This window comes from Pseudomonas azadiae (genome assembly GCF_019145355.1).
Taxonomy (GTDB): Bacteria; Pseudomonadota; Gammaproteobacteria; order Pseudomonadales; family Pseudomonadaceae; genus Aquipseudomonas; species Aquipseudomonas azadiae.
Map to the genome: position 1 here is coordinate 1,798,923 of NZ_JAHSTY010000002.1, position 14,078 is coordinate 1,813,000.

General features: G+C 62.2%; 10 protein-coding genes and 1 pseudogene. 6 read left to right on the forward strand and 5 right to left on the reverse strand.

The window, feature by feature from the left end:
* Positions 1-1,344 (reverse strand): CDP-diacylglycerol--serine O-phosphatidyltransferase, encoded by a 1,344-nt coding sequence (gene pssA / locus KVG91_RS24570; protein ID WP_169377299.1) that lies wholly within the window; start codon positions 1,342-1,344, stop codon positions 1-3.
* A gap of 124 nt (positions 1,345-1,468) precedes the next feature.
* Here pssA and KVG91_RS24575 point away from each other — a divergent pair, with 124 nt between their 5' ends.
* Positions 1,469-2,032 (forward strand): TetR/AcrR family transcriptional regulator, encoded by a 564-nt coding sequence (locus KVG91_RS24575; protein WP_169377298.1) that lies wholly within the window; start codon positions 1,469-1,471, stop codon positions 2,030-2,032.
* 54 nt (positions 2,033-2,086) lie between these two features.
* Entirely contained in the window at positions 2,087-2,566 is a 480-nt protein-coding gene (locus tag KVG91_RS24580; RefSeq protein ID WP_169377297.1) for a nuclear transport factor 2 family protein, read from the forward strand.
* Positions 2,567-2,597: 31 nt separating this feature from the next.
* Here the strand turns inward: KVG91_RS24580 and KVG91_RS24585 are convergent, their stop codons facing one another.
* The gene (locus KVG91_RS24585) at positions 2,598-3,473 is read right to left on the reverse strand and encodes a LysR family transcriptional regulator (protein ID WP_169377296.1); all 876 of its coding nucleotides are present in this window, start codon (positions 3,471-3,473) and stop codon (positions 2,598-2,600) included.
* Between the two features lie 129 nt (positions 3,474-3,602).
* On the opposite strand from KVG91_RS24585, the gene KVG91_RS24590 reads away from it, so the two are divergent.
* Together KVG91_RS24590 and KVG91_RS24595 are read left to right on the forward strand one after the other, a co-directional pair.
* On the forward strand, positions 3,603-4,472 hold the full coding sequence (locus tag KVG91_RS24590) for an NmrA family NAD(P)-binding protein (RefSeq protein WP_169377295.1): 870 nt from the start codon (positions 3,603-3,605) through the stop codon (positions 4,470-4,472).
* 31 nt (positions 4,473-4,503) lie between these two features.
* Positions 4,504-4,662 (forward strand): annotated as a pseudogene (locus KVG91_RS24595) (cysteine hydrolase); the annotation flags it as partial.
* A 130-nt stretch (positions 4,663-4,792) separates the two neighbouring features.
* On the opposite strand, the gene KVG91_RS24600 reads toward KVG91_RS24595, so the two are convergent.
* A complete protein-coding gene (locus KVG91_RS24600) occupies positions 4,793-5,485 on the reverse strand; it encodes a glutathione S-transferase (protein WP_225927052.1) in 693 nt (230 codons plus the stop codon).
* A 140-nt stretch (positions 5,486-5,625) separates the two neighbouring features.
* Between KVG91_RS24600 and KVG91_RS24605 the strand changes: the two genes are divergently transcribed.
* Positions 5,626-6,195: a TetR/AcrR family transcriptional regulator gene (locus KVG91_RS24605; protein ID WP_169377294.1), complete on the forward strand. Its 570-nt coding sequence runs from the start codon at positions 5,626-5,628 to the stop codon at positions 6,193-6,195.
* Positions 6,196-6,576: 381 nt separating this feature from the next.
* Here KVG91_RS24605 and nirD read toward each other — a convergent pair whose 3' ends face one another.
* Together nirD and nirB are read right to left on the reverse strand one after the other, a co-directional pair.
* A complete protein-coding gene (gene nirD, locus KVG91_RS24610) occupies positions 6,577-6,939 on the reverse strand; it encodes a nitrite reductase small subunit NirD (protein WP_169377293.1) in 363 nt (120 codons plus the stop codon).
* Positions 6,939-9,479 (reverse strand): nitrite reductase large subunit NirB, encoded by a 2,541-nt coding sequence (gene nirB / locus KVG91_RS24615; protein WP_169377292.1) that lies wholly within the window; start codon positions 9,477-9,479, stop codon positions 6,939-6,941. The genes nirD and nirB overlap by 1 nt, the downstream gene beginning before the upstream one ends.
* A gap of 575 nt (positions 9,480-10,054) precedes the next feature.
* Between nirB and KVG91_RS24620 the strand changes: the two genes are divergently transcribed.
* Positions 10,055-14,038: a bifunctional nitrate reductase/sulfite reductase flavoprotein subunit alpha gene (locus tag KVG91_RS24620; protein WP_169377291.1), complete on the forward strand. Its 3,984-nt coding sequence runs from the start codon at positions 10,055-10,057 to the stop codon at positions 14,036-14,038.
* The last annotated feature ends 40 nt before the right edge of the window (positions 14,039-14,078 follow it).

Here is a 14,078-nt window from a genome sequence, read left to right on the forward strand (position 1 = left end):
TTAAAGGATGCGGTACAGCAACCGTTCGATCCGCACGCGGCTGACCCGTCGCAGGAACTTGCCGACCGCCTCCGGGTAATCCGGCAGCGTCTGCAAATCCAGGTAACGCTCGATCCGCGTGGTGTGCTGGAAAATCTGCGCCAGTTCGGTGCGGCGTGGCTCCAGCCACTGGCCTTGCGGGTCGTCGATCAGCAAGGCGTTTTCCAGGTCGAGGCGGAACGCCCGTGGGTTGAGGTTGTTGCCGGTGAGCAAGGTGTAACGCTGGTCGACCCACATACCCTTGAGGTGGTAGGTGTTGTCGCCGTCGTGCCACAGGTGCAGGTTCAACTGGCCGCTGTCGATCATCGGCTGATGGCGCTTGGCGAAGCGGCGCAGGCTGATTTCATACAGGTAGGGCAATGCCGCAATCACCTTGAACGGCTCGCTCGGCGGGATATAGAAGTCGTTGGCGGTTTTGTCGCCAACAATGATGTCTATCTTCATACCGCGCGCCAGGGCCCGGTTGATTTCACGAGTCACCGGCAGCGGCAGGTTGAAATACGGTGTGCAAATGGTCAGTTGATCTCGGGCGCTGGCGATCAGTTCGAGGATCACCCGGCTCAACGGGTTGTTCTTGCCTACCCCGAGCAACGGGCTGACCGACAGCTGCCCATTGGGCAATTGCCCGGCCGTGGTGTCGTAGGCCGCGTGCTTGAGACGGCTGCGCAGGTCGCCGATGTCGTTGCGCAGGCTGCGGGTGGTCGGTGGGTTCGGCAGGTCCAGGCGATGCACGGCCTTGGACGCGACCAGGCCGTGCTCCACCAGGTGCTGCATGGAGTCGGCGAGCGGTTTGTTGTGGATCAGGTGGTAACGGTCGAAGCGGTACTTGTCGAACTTGTGCAGGTACACGTTGTTCAGGCTGGCGCCGCTGTAGAGCACCGTGTCGTCGATCACAAAACCCTTGAGGTGCAGCACACCGAACAGCTCGCGGGTTTGCACGGGCACGCCGTACACCGGTACTTCGGTGCTGTGGTGCTGGGTCATGGACTGATACCAGGCGCTGTTGCCCGGCTGCTTTCCAGCCCCGATCAAGCCGCGCTGGGCGCGCAGCCAATCGACCACCACCACGATATCCAACCGCGGCCGCGCAGCCTTGGCGGCATGCAGCGCGTCGTAGATCTCCTGCCCTGCCTCGTCCTGCTGCAAGTACAGCGCAACGATGTAGATGCGTCGGGTGGCCTGGGCGATTTTTTCCAGCAGGCAGCGCCGATACGCGTCGGCACCGGACAGCACTTCAAGGGCCTCGGGCGTGAGGGGGAAACCGCGCAATTTGGGCAACAGGGAGCGTTTGAAGAACGACGGCATAAGGCTCGCAATGGGTCGAATCCGAAGAAGCCCCGAGCTTACACCATGGGGGTGCCCAGGTCTTGCTGCGCGGCCGCGAAAAGAATGATTGACCAAGAAGAACGATCGTTCTACTGTTCGCAACATGAACGAACAGACCAGCAATGAAACCCGCGACATCATCCTCGACGTTACCGAAAAGTTGATCTATCGCCATGGCATCGCCGCCACCGGCATGGACTTGCTGGTGAAAACCGCCGGGGTCTCGAGGAACAGTATTTACCGTTACTTCGCCAACAAAGACGACTTGGTGATCGCCGCGCTGCAACGCCGCGACCAACGCTGGCTGCAGTGGCTGCGCGATGAGGTGGAACGCAGCGAAGGCACGGGTGAGCGCCTGTTGGCGCTGTTCAGCGCCCTCAAGGCCTGGTTCGGCACCGCCGACTTCCGAGGCTGCGCCTTTATCAACACCAGCGGCGAAACCGGCGACCCACACAATCCGGTACGCCTGTTGGCCAAGGCGCATAAACAGAAACTGTTCGAGTACGCACTTGAACTGTGCCAGGCACATGGCACCTGCGACCCCGAACGGCAGGCCGCGCAGCTGCTGATCCTGATCGATGGCGCCATTACTGTCGCCCTGGTGATGGGCGATCCGACCTGCGCCGATAATGCGCAATGCATGGCACAAACTTTATTGGCCCTTTGAAAAGACGGCCCAGCGCAACGTTCGATAAAACCTTTAGTCTGGAGGAACTGCCCCATGTCATCGACCGCAGAAACACGTCCACCCTTGCCGCCGTTTACCCGCGCGTCGGCCATCGAAAAAGTGCGCCTGGCCGAAGACGGCTGGAACTCCCGCGACCCGGAACGGGTGTCCCTGGCCTACACCCTCGACACGCAGTGGCGCAACCGTGCGGAGTTCGCGCATAACCGCGAAGAGGCCAAAGGCTTTCTTACCCGTAAATGGGCCAAGGAGCTGGATTACCGGCTGATCAAGGAATTGTGGGCGTTCACCGATAACCGCATCGCGGTGCGCTATGCCTATGAGTGGCACGACGATTCAGGCAACTGGTTCCGCTCCTACGGCAACGAAAACTGGGAATTCGATGCGAACGGCCTGATGGCCAATCGCTTTGCATGCATCAACGATATGCCGATCAAGGAAAGCGAGCGCAAGTTCCAATGGCCGCTGGGCCGGCGCCCGGACGATCATCCCGGGCTTTCAGCGCTCGGTCTTTAGACCTGTGAAGCCGGACCGGTTTGCGGACGGCCTATCCTGTCAGTACCAGCGACTGATCCGGGTATCGAGCACACATGAATTCGACAAATGCCCGAACCTTCGGCGCCGCGAGGCGCCTGGAGGTATGCAGCACCCAAAGCTGCGGTTCTACATCCTTCACCGTGCCCCACTGAACCAGTTCGCCACGCGCTAGTTGACTCCAGGCGATGGACTGTGGAATCAGCGCAACACCGCCACCTGCGACGGCGGCATCGCGAACCATCAGCAACGACGAAAACTGCAGGGCCGGGATCGGCTCCAGCACCCGTTGCCCACCGTCTAGCGTCCACTGCGTGGGCTGGAAACTCGACGTCACGATGCCAGCAACGGATCTGACGGCGCCGGGTTCCGGCTTGGGGATTCCAGGTGCGGCCACGACGACCAGCCGGTCCTTGGCGAAGCAACGTCCGACCAGCGTGCTGTCCGGGCTGGGGTTGATCCGAATCGCGACGTCGAATTTTTCCTCCACAAGATCCACCATGCGATCTTCCGCCACGACGTCCATCATGACCTGCGGGTAGATCGCACAGAATTCCGCGCCAATACGGCCCATCGCAAGTTGCGAAAACAGGATCGGGGCAGCGACACGCAAGCGCCCGCGTGGCGTCAACACGCCCTCCTTGGCCGCATTCAAGGCTTCGGCCACCTCGCCCAGCGGACCTTCAGCGCGCAACACCAGCATTTCGCCGGCCTCGGTGAGCCGCAGGCCACGTGCGCTGCGTTCGATCAGCCGGACACCCAATTGCTCTTCAAGGTCGGCAATACGCCGCGACAGGGTAGCCTTGGAAATACCGCTCGCACGGCTTGCCTTGCCCAGCCCCTCGTTGGTGGCGACGAGGATGAAATCGATCAACGCATTGAGGTTCATGGTGTTCCATTTTTGAAACGAAGTGTCTGAATTTTGTAGCCTCCGTTTTTCATCTGCAACAGATTACTGTCTCGTCATCGCAACGCGGTTCCAAGGCGATCAATCTTTTATCCACGCGGGAGTTACATCATGAGCATTCTGGTCATTGGCGCCACAGGCACTATCGGTTCACTGATCACCCAGCGCCTTGCCGACGCGGGCGCCGAGGTCAAGGCCCTGGTTCGTCAAGCCGGCAAGCGAGCCTTCGCACCCGGCGTTACCGAGGTGGTCGCCGACCTTACGGACGTGCCGTCGATGCGCGCTGCGTTGTCGTCGGTGCGTACGCTGTTCCTGCTCAATGCCGTAACGCCGGACGAGGTCACCCAGGCACTCATTACGCTGAACCTCGCTCGCGAGGCTGGCATCGAGCGCATCGTCTACCTGTCGGTGATTCATGCCGACACATTCGTCGATGTCCCGCACTTCACCGGCAAGCAAACGGTCGAGCGCATGCTTGAAAGCCTCGACATCCCCGCGACCATTCTGCGTCCGGCTTACTTCATGCAAAACGACCATAGGGTTCAATCGACGATTCAGGACTACTCGGTGTACCCGATGCCAATCGGCTCGGCGGGCGTCTCGATGATCGATGCACGCGATATCGCCGACGTTGCGGTTGCCGAGTTGCTGCGACGCGACAAGGCCTGCGCTGCGCTGGATCCTTTGACGCTGGAGTTGGTAGGCCCGCACGCGCTTACCGGGGCATCAGTGGCGAAAATCTGGAGCGCAGCCCTGGGCCGTGAGATCGCCTACGGCGGTGATGACGTCGCCGCTTTTGAAGCGCAACTGGCTTCGTACGGCCCCACCTGGCTGGCGTACGACATGCGCCTGATGATGGCGGGTATCCAGCGCTTGGGCATGCAAACCAGCGAAGGGGCCGTGGACAAACTGCAGGCCCTTATTGGCCACCCGCTGCGCAGTTATGAAGACTTCGTGCGTGAGGCCGTTGCGCAGGTCTAGGCGCGTTTGGCAAAGTGGAATGATGGTGTATGTGAGCGTAGTGGCGGACGCCTGCTACACCTTTGATCAAACTGATTTATCCGGGCGCCTGTGGCCGGCCGAAGATGTACATGCGCTGTCGTTAAGCAACCTGGCGATGGACTATGCCGCCGTGGTCGAGACTGACCAAATCCTGGCTCATTCACCTTGATTCGCGCCAGCCAACCGGTCTGTTGTGGAAACTCGCCAGCCTCTGGCAGCGGCCGGACGTGTCATGTCCGACCCGCCGTCTCTGTGCAGTGCAACAACCGGTCTCACGGTGGCCGTGCAAACCTTCGCCTCTAACGAGGCTGCGCCACCATCGCGCGCCAGGCTTGAACACTAGCCCGTTCATTTACCCTGGCATGCCAAGCGTGCAACGCCTCACATTCGGCCGGTACCGGCAGCTCCACCAGCGCGGCGAAGATCATGCCGCCCAGCACGGCAATATCCGCCATGGAAAACTCATCGCCCGCCACGTAAGGCCGGGTCTTGAGCACAGCGTCGAAATAGCGCATGCCGCGTAGCGCTTTGTCACGCATACGCTGGCCCCATTCGGCATTCTGATACAGCTCAACCTGCGGCCCGAGGCCAGGCGTTGCGTGATGGAAATACACGCTGACCGCGTCCATGAACTCGATCTCTGCGCGTTTGGTCATCATGTGGATCAGGCCTTGCTCGGCCGGGGTGTTGCCGGTCAAGGTCGGCGTGCCGTCCAGAACGTCGAGGTACTGGGTAATCGCCGTGCATTCGGCGATGAGCGTGCCGTCCTCAAGTTGCAAGACGGGTAAGGTTCCCGAGTAGTTGAGCGCCAGGAATGCGGGTTGTTTGTGCTCCCCTTTCCACAGATCGATCGACACGAACTCCACCTTGGGCAGCAGGCCTTTCTCGGCCAACGCAATACGCACACGCGCCGGATAGGGGCCGTTGTACCAGTCATAAATCTTCATCTTCGGGTGTTGGATAGCATCGGAATGTTGCGGTTGAGTCGTCATGATTCAGCTGCCTACCTGTCAAGTGGTAGGTAAAGATTGAGAGCTTTCTTTTCAGCTGTCAAGCACTACCTACCACTTGGCAGGTAAAAAGTTTTAAGCGTAGAATCCGCCCATCTCTGTACGCATTCAGGAATCCAAACGTGAGCGAAAACGCCCGGGAAGCCATTCTGGAAGCCGCCAGGATCGCCGCCCAGCATTACGGCTACAACGGCATCAATTTCCGCAGCATCGGTGAAACAGTGGGGATCAAGAACGCCAGCATCTACTACCACTTTCCGAGTAAAGCCGACCTCGGCGCAGCCGTTGCCAAGCGTTACTGGGAAGACACCGCCGGCGCGCTCGAGGCCATACGCCTGCAAAACCCCGAGCCGCTGGAATGCATGCGGATGTACCCGAGCATCTTTCGCAAATCGCTCGAAGACGGTAACCGCCTGTGCCTGTCCAGCTTCATGGCCGCCGAGTACCTGGACCTGCCCGAGGGCGTTAAGAAAGAGATCCTGGCGTTTGCCGATATCAATGTGACCTGGCTGGCGGCGGTGCTCAATGAGATCGCGCCAGGCGATGCGCAGGGCTGCGAACGCCGTGCCCGCGCCCTCTACAGCGCCGTCGCCGGCGCCCAGTTGATTGCCCGCACCCGCGCCGATCTGCGCGTGTTCGACGAACTGATCCAGAGCTATCGGGACGTGGGACTCATCCCTAATGCCGGTTAATTAAGCCTGCATCGCTCCTACAAGCTGTGGGAGCTGTCGAGCCCCAGCGAGGCTGCGCAGGCGGCGGCACTGCCAACTTATTCAGCGCCTGACACTCCGCTTTCGCAGCCTCGCTAAAGCTCGACAGCTCCCACAGGGGATCGGCTGTGACAGGTGGGATTTGCGGTGTTGCGGCCGACGGTATTTCAGCAGCACCGCAGCTCAACTGTGGGAGCTGTCGAGCCCCGGCGAGGCTGCGCAGGCGGCGGCACTGCCAACTTATTCAGCGCCTGGCACTCCGCTTTCGCAGCCTCGCTAAAGCTCGACAGCTCCCACAGGGGACCGGCTGTGGCAGGTGGGATTTGCGTTCCAGCGGCGGGCGCAACTCCAGTAGATGGAATATCACTCCATCCCAATCTCCACCACTCCACCGTTCAACCGCACCGGCCACACCCGCAGGTGCTGATCCGGTGTTTCCAGGCATTGGCCGTCTTCGAGGCGGTAATGCTGCTTGTAGATCGGCGCCGCCACCACCAGGTCGCCCTTGATACTGCCGATCAAGCCACGACCGATCACGTTCGCCCCCGACTCCGGGTCGTGGTTGTCGATGGCATACAGCGTCTGGTTCTGCGCACCCGGCAGGTAGAACAGCGCGACTTGCGCGCCGTCCAACCACACCACCACGCCGGAGTTGCTCACCAAATCCTTCTCGCTGCACACGCTTTTCCAGGTGGCCAGGTTGCGTTGAGTGTTGAGCGTGCTCATCAGGCAGTCTCCTCGATCACGGGGATCAGGTTGAGTTCGGCGGCCATGATCGGCCGGCGCTGGCCGCGTTCCTGGACGAAGTGGATGTCCGGGTCGGGGCGTTTGTCGTTGACGAAGGTGCGGAAGCGCTTGAGTTTTTCCGGGTCTGCGAGGGCGTTGGCCCACTCGCATTCGTAGCGGTCGACCACCAGCTGCATCTGCGCTTCGAGTTCAGCACCCAGGCCGAGGCTGTCGTGCAGGATTACGTCCTTGAGGAAATCCAGGCCACCTTCCAGGCTTTCACGCCACACCGAGGTGCGCTGCAACTTGTCGGCGGTGCGGATGTAGAACATCAGGAAGCGGTCGATGTAGCGGATCAGCGTGGCGTCGTCCAGGTCGGTGGCGAACAGCTCGGCGTGGCGCGGGCGCATGCCGCCGTTGCCGGCGATGTAGAGGTTCCAGCCCTTCTCGGTGGCGATCACGCCTACGTCCTTGCTCTGGGCTTCGGCGCACTCACGGGTGCAGCCCGATACCGCAAACTTGAGCTTGTGCGGCGAACGCAGGCCTTTGTAGCGGTCCTCGATCAGCAGCGCCATTTTCACGCTGTCCTGTACGCCGTAGCGGCACCAGGTGCTGCCCACGCAGGACTTCACCGTGCGCGTGGATTTGCCATAGGCGTGCCCGGTCTCGAAACCCGCCGCGATCAGCTCGGACCAAATGTCCGGCAGTTCGTGCAATTGCGCACCAAACAGGTCGATGCGCTGACCACCGGTAATCTTGGTATAGAGGTCGTATTTCTTCGCCACTTCGCCGATCACGATCAGTTTTTCGGCGGTGATCTCGCCGCCTGGAATGCGCGGCACCACCGAGTAGGTGCCGTTCTTCTGCATGTTGGCCATGAACGTATCGTTGGTGTCCTGCAGCGGCACGAGGGACGCGTCCATGATTGGCTGGTTCCAGCACGACGCCAGGATCGAACCCACCGCCGGTTTGCACACATCGCAACCGGTGTGCCCACGGCCATGCTTGGCCAGCAGTTCGTCGAAGGTGATGATCCCTTCCACGCGTACCAGGGCATACAGCTCCTGGCGAGTGTAGGCAAAGTGTTCGCACAGGCTTTTATCGACGCTGACGCCACGGGCGATCAGTTCATGCTCGAACACCTGCTTGAGCAGACCGGCGCAGCCACCACAACCGGTGCAGGCCTTGGTCTGGGCCTTGAGCGCACCGAGCTCGCTGCAGCCGCTATCGATCGCTGAGCAAATCGAGCCTTTGGTCACGTTGTGGCAGGAGCACACCGTGGCCGACTCCGGCAAGGCGCCGGGGCCCAGGGTCGGTGCGCCGCCGGACGAAGGCAGGATCAGGCTGGCCGGTTCGGACGGCAGCGCAATGCTGTTTTGCATGTATTGCAGCAGAGCGTCGTAGTAGCTGTTGTCACCCACCAGCACCGCGCCGATCACATGCTTGCCTGATGCATCGACCACCAGGCGCCGGTAGCTGGCGCTGGCTTCGTCGATAAACTGGTAGCTGCGCGCGCCCGGTGTGTGGCCGTGGGCGTCGCCGATGGAGCCTACGTCGACGCCGAGCAACTTGAGCTTGGTGGACATGTCGGCGCCAACAAACGGCTCGGCGGTTTGCTCGCAAAGCAGCGCGGCGACCCCGCGGGCCATCTGGTAGCCCGGCGCGACCAGGCCGAACAGGCTGCCATTCCAGGACGCGCACTCGCCAATCGCGTAGATATTCGGGTCGATGCTCAAGCATTCGTCATTGATGACCACGCCGCCGCGCGGGCCGATCTCCAGGCCGGCCTGACGCGCCAGCGCATCCTGGGCGCGGATACCGGCGGAGAACACCACCAGGTCGGTTTCGAGAAATTCTTCATTGGCAAAGTTCATGCGGTAGCGGTACTGCTCGCCCGCGCTGATCGACTGGGTCGCACGCGCCAAATGCACACCCACGCCCAGCCGTTCGATCTGCGCCTTGAGCGCGAGGCCGCCGAAGTCGTCCAGTTGCACCGGCATCAAGCGCGGCGCGAATTCCACCACGTGCGCTTCAAGGCCCAGGCTCTTCAGCGCGTTGGCGGCTTCCAGACCCAGCAGGCCACCGCCCACCACCACACCGCGGCGGGCGTTGGCCGCCGCCTTGCGAATCGCGTCCAGGTCCTCAAGCGTGCGATACACCAGGCGCGAATCGCCCTCGGCGCCTTCAATGGGCGGCACGAAGGGATAGGAACCGGTGGCCAGCACCAGCTTGTCATAGGCCACGCAACCGTCGGCGGTGATCACCTCACAGCGGGCGCGGTCGATCTCCAGCACCGGCACGCCCAAGTGCAAGGTCACCCCTGGGGTCTGGTACAACGAGGCTTCGGACAGTGCCAGCGACTCGGCATCGCGGCCGGTGAAATACTCGGACAGATGCACCCGGTCATAGGCGCGCATCGGCTCCTCGCTGAACACGTGCAAGCGGTAGTGATTCAGCGCACCGCGTTCGATCAGTTGCGCCACACAGTGGTGGCCGACCATGCCATTGCCGACGACGATCAGGGTTTTGAGACTGTTCATATAAAGCACCCGACAAAGCTCATCACGGTTTAAAAAAGCAAAAAAAAGCGCCTGAAACCTTTCGGTTCCAGGCGCCTTTGCCTGTTCTTATGCAGGTTGGGACCGGGCGACTGCGCCGGATCCACCGCTATTGCCCAAGGTGTCGATCGTCGTTGACCGAAGTGGGTTGAAGGGGAGCTTGCAGGGTCTGTGCCAAACACTTGCGCTGCCCGCGGCAACGGCCCCTGGCCGTCAATCGCATAAGCCAGACACCTTCTCCAGCGCCTCCAACTGGTGCGCCACGCTTCATAAATGTGCATGTAGTGAGCGGGCTCGCCCCGCGCTGGGGGGCGAAGCCGCCCTAATCGGACCGCTGCGGTGTGTCATTTGAAATTGGGGTGACTGGTTCAGGGGCGGCTTCGCCCCCCAGCGCGGGGCAAGCCCGCTCACTACAGGGTCGAACCTGGCGCGTGACTTGCTAGGAAGATTCAAACCAAGCAGTCAACGCTGACTGCCCTCTCACGACAAAGGCGCCGTGTAACCCCCGTTTTCAACGGAGGGTTGCAAGGCGCCTTTTTTGTTTACACAGGTGATAGATGGCAAACCAGAGCGTACGCAGCGTGTGTCCCTATTGTGGCGTGGGCTGCGGCATCGTCATGCAGGTCGAACACAACAAGGTGGTGAAGGTCATCGGCGACAAAGACCACCCCACCAATTTCGGCCGCCTGTGCACCAAGGGCACCACCTGCGGGCAAGCCATCGCCGAGTCCGGCCGCATGGAGAATGCCTATGTGCGCCAGGCTCGGGACCACGACCCGGTGCGCATCGCCATGGACAAAGCCATCAGCGAAACCGCCGGCCGCTTGCGCCAGATCTTCGACACACACGGGCCGGATGCGTTGGCCTTCTACGTGTCGGGCCAGATGTCGCTGGAATCCCAATACCTGATCAACAAGCTGGCCAAGGGCTTCGTGCGCACCGCCAACATCGAGTCCAACTCGCGCCTGTGCATGGCCAGCGCCGGCAGCGGCTACAAACTGTCCCTGGGCTCCGACGGCCCACCGGGGTCCTATGAGGACTTCGACCGCGCCGATGTGTTCTTCGTGATCGGCGCCAACATGGCCGACTGTCATCCGATCCTGTTCCTGCGCATGATGGACCGGGTCAAGGCCGGCGCAAAACTCATCGTGGTCGACCCCCGGCGCAGCGCCACCGCAGACAAGGCCGACCTGTTCCTGCCGATAAAACCGGGCACCGACCTGGCCTTGCTCAATGGCCTGTTGCACTTGCTGGTGAAAAACGGCCATACCGACCCGGCCTTTATCGCCGCCTTCACCGAAGGCTGGGAGGTCATGCCGGCGTTTTTGGAAGACTACGCGCCCCAGCGGGTCGCCGCCATCACCGGCCTTGCCGAAGCCGATATCCGCCAGGCCGCCGACTGGATCGGCCAGGCCGCCGAGTGGATGAGTTGTTGGACCATGGGCCTCAACCAGAGCACCCACGGCACTTGGAACACCAACGCGCTGTGCAACCTGCACCTGGCCACCGGCGCCCTTTGCCGGCCGGGCAGCGGGCCGTTTTCCCTCACGGGCCAACCCAACGCCATGGGCGGTCGCGAAATGGGTTACATGGGGCCGGGCCTGCCGGGGCAGCGTTCGGTGTTGGTCGAGGCGGACCGTGCCTTTATCGAGGACCTGTGGCAAATCCCCCGCGACAGCCTGCCGCGCAAGGCCGGCGACGGTACCGTGGCGCTGTTCGAGCAGATGGCGGCCGGGCAGATCAAGGCCTGCTGGATCATCTGCACCAACCCGGTGGCCAGCGTGCCCAACCGCCAAACCGTCATCAAAGGCCTGCAAGCCGCCGAACTGGTGATCGCCCAGGATGCCTTCCTCGACACCGAGACCAACCGCTACGCCGACATCCTCTTGCCCGGCGCGCTCTGGGCCGAGGCCGAAGGGGTGATGATCAACTCCGAGCGCAACCTGACCCTGATGCAAAAGGCCGTCGACGCCCCCGGCGAGACCTTGCCCGACTGGCAGATCATCGCCAGGGTCGCGTGTGAGATGGGCTTTGCCGACGCCTTCACCTACGCATCCGCCGCTGAGGTGTTTGAAGAAATCAAACGTGCCTGGAACCCCAAGACCGGCTACGACATCCGCGGCGCAAGCTACCCGCGCCTGCGCGAAAAACCCCTGCAATGGCCCTGCGCATCAGGCGACGCAGCGGACCGTAACCCGATCCGCTACGTGAAGGACGGCACGCTTGCCTTCGCCACCGAAAACGGCAAAGGCCAGTTCCTCGCCCGCCCCCATCTACCGTCGGCGGAACTGCCCGATGACGCATTCCCCTTCGTGCTCAACACCGGCCGCGTGCAGCACCAATGGCACACCCTGACCAAGACCGGCAAGGTCGCCACGCTGAATAAACTCAACCCCGGCCCGTTCGTGGAACTGCACCCCGAAGACGCCGCGCGCCTGGGCATCAAGGACAAGGACGCCGTGGAGGTGCGCTCCCGGCGTGGCCGCGCCGTGCTGCCGGCCGTGGTCACCCGCCGTGTGCAGGCCGGCAACTGTTTCGCACCGTTCCATTGGAATGATGTGTTCGGCGAAAACCTGGCGATCAACGCGGTGACGCATGATGCTGTCGACCCGATTTCGTTGCAGCCCGGGTTCAAGTTCTGCGCTGTGTCCCTGGCCCGGGTTGAACTGATCGAACACCAGTTTCTGGCCCCCCAAGCCCCTGTAGCAGAGGAACTCGGCATCTCGCGCCTCGACGTTTTCGCCGACATCGCCGGCCTTCGCACGGTGTCGCCGCCTCAGTTGAGCGAGAGCGAACGCACCTACCTTGCTGGTTTTCTCAGTGGCCTGCGGTCCAGTGCCGCACGTGAGGACGACGGCGTACCGACGCTACCGGCGAATGCGCCGCTGGCCCGGGAGTCGCGCTTGTGGCTGGACGGCTTGCTCGGCGGCTTGTTCAGCCGTGCGCAAAACAATGCAGCGCCCGCCCCGGCAGTCACCCTGCTATGGGCATCGCAGACCGGCAATGCCGAGGCCCTGGCCGAGCGGTTCGCCAAGCGTCTGCGCGAGGCCGGCATCAGCGTAGAGTTGAGCGCGATGGCGGACTTCCCCGCAAGCAAACTGGCGAGCACCCACACCCTGGCGCTGATCAGCAGCACCTTTGGCGACGGCGACCCGCCGGACAATGGCGAGGGCTTCTGGCACAGCCTCAGCACCGCCGAGACGCGCCTGGAGTCGCTGCGCTTTGCGGTGCTGGCCTTGGGCGACCCGAATTACGACCAGTTCTGCAACCACGGCAAGCGGCTCGACCAGCGCCTGCTGGAACTGGGCGCCACTCGCCTGCTGGAACGCGTCGACTGCGACACCGAATTCGAAGCGCCCGCCGACGCCTGGCTGGTGCGGTTCCAGCAAAGCCTCAACCCGGCAAAGCCCGTAGCGCCCGCGACGCCTGCCACGCCTGCTGGCAAAACCAAGCTGTATGGCTCGCGCCTGCTGCTCAACCGGCACCTGAACCCGCAAAGCCCGCACAAGGAAACCCGCCAGTTCGCCCTGGACCTGGCCGACTCCGGGCTGAGCTATGAAGCCGGTGATGCCCTCGGTGTCAGGCCACGCAACTGCCCGGAACTGGTCAGCGAACTGCTCGAACTGACGCGCCTGGATGCCGGCACCTGCGTGAACATCGACACTTTCGGCGACGTACCGCTGCAACAGGCGCTCACCCAACACTTCGAAATCGCCCGCCCCAGCAGCGACACCTTGACCTTCATCGCCGAGCGCAGCGCCAATCCAGGCCTCAAGCATTTGCTCAACCCCGAGCACAAGGCCGAACTGAATGAGTGGTTGTGGGGCCGGCAACTGGCGGACGTATTGCAGCAATACCCCATCGAGTGCTCGGCGGACGAACTGTTGGGCACCCTCAGGCGCCTGCAACCGCGCTTGTATTCCATCGCATCGAGCGCCAAGGCCTTCCCGCGGGAAGTCCACCTCACCGTGGCCGCCGTGCGCTATGGCAAGCGCAAAGGCGTGTCCTCGACCTTCCTGGCCGACCGGGTCGGCGACGGCGAAGTGCCGCTGTTCGTGCAGCCGTCCAAGCACTTCCGCACGCCAAGCGATGGCGATGTGCCGATGATCATGATCGGCCCCGGCACGGGCATCGCACCCTTCCGTGCGTTTTTGCAGGAGCGTCGCGCCCTGGGACATCAAGGCCGTAACTGGCTGTTTTTTGGCGAACAACACGCGGCCACTGATTTCTATTACCGGGAAGAGTTGCAAGGCATGCAGCACGACGGCCTGCTCACCCACTTGAGCCTGGCGTTCTCCCGCGACCAGGCGCAGAAGGTCTACGTGCAGGACCGCATCCGCGAACAGGGTGCGCAGCTGTGGGGCTGGTTACAGGAGGGCGCCAAGCTGTATATCTGCGGCGATGCGAGCCATATGGCCAAAGACGTCGACCAGGCCCTGCGGCACGTCGCGCAAACCCACGGTGGGCTTGGTGTTGAAGGCGCCGTGGAGTATTGGCGCCAGTTGAGCGAGCAGAAACGTTATCTGCGTGATGTGTACTGATTGGATACAGAACAATCGCAATTTGTATTGTGTACAAAAA

Coding starts and splice junctions, on each gene's coding strand:
- pssA (WP_169377299.1), bottom strand. CDS start 1,344: ATGCCGTCGTTCTTCAAACGCTCCCTGTTGCCCAAATTGCGCGGTTTC.
- KVG91_RS24575 (WP_169377298.1), top strand. CDS start 1,469: ATGAACGAACAGACCAGCAATGAAACCCGCGACATCATCCTCGACGTT.
- KVG91_RS24580 (WP_169377297.1), top strand. CDS start 2,087: ATGTCATCGACCGCAGAAACACGTCCACCCTTGCCGCCGTTTACCCGC.
- KVG91_RS24585 (WP_169377296.1), bottom strand. CDS start 3,473: ATGAACCTCAATGCGTTGATCGATTTCATCCTCGTCGCCACCAACGAG.
- KVG91_RS24590 (WP_169377295.1), top strand. CDS start 3,603: ATGAGCATTCTGGTCATTGGCGCCACAGGCACTATCGGTTCACTGATC.
- KVG91_RS24600 (WP_225927052.1), bottom strand. CDS start 5,485: ATGACGACTCAACCGCAACATTCCGATGCTATCCAACACCCGAAGATG.
- nirD (WP_169377293.1), bottom strand. CDS start 6,939: ATGAGCACGCTCAACACTCAACGCAACCTGGCCACCTGGAAAAGCGTG.
- nirB (WP_169377292.1), bottom strand. CDS start 9,479: ATGAACAGTCTCAAAACCCTGATCGTCGTCGGCAATGGCATGGTCGGC.
- KVG91_RS24620 (WP_169377291.1), top strand. CDS start 10,055: ATGGCAAACCAGAGCGTACGCAGCGTGTGTCCCTATTGTGGCGTGGGC.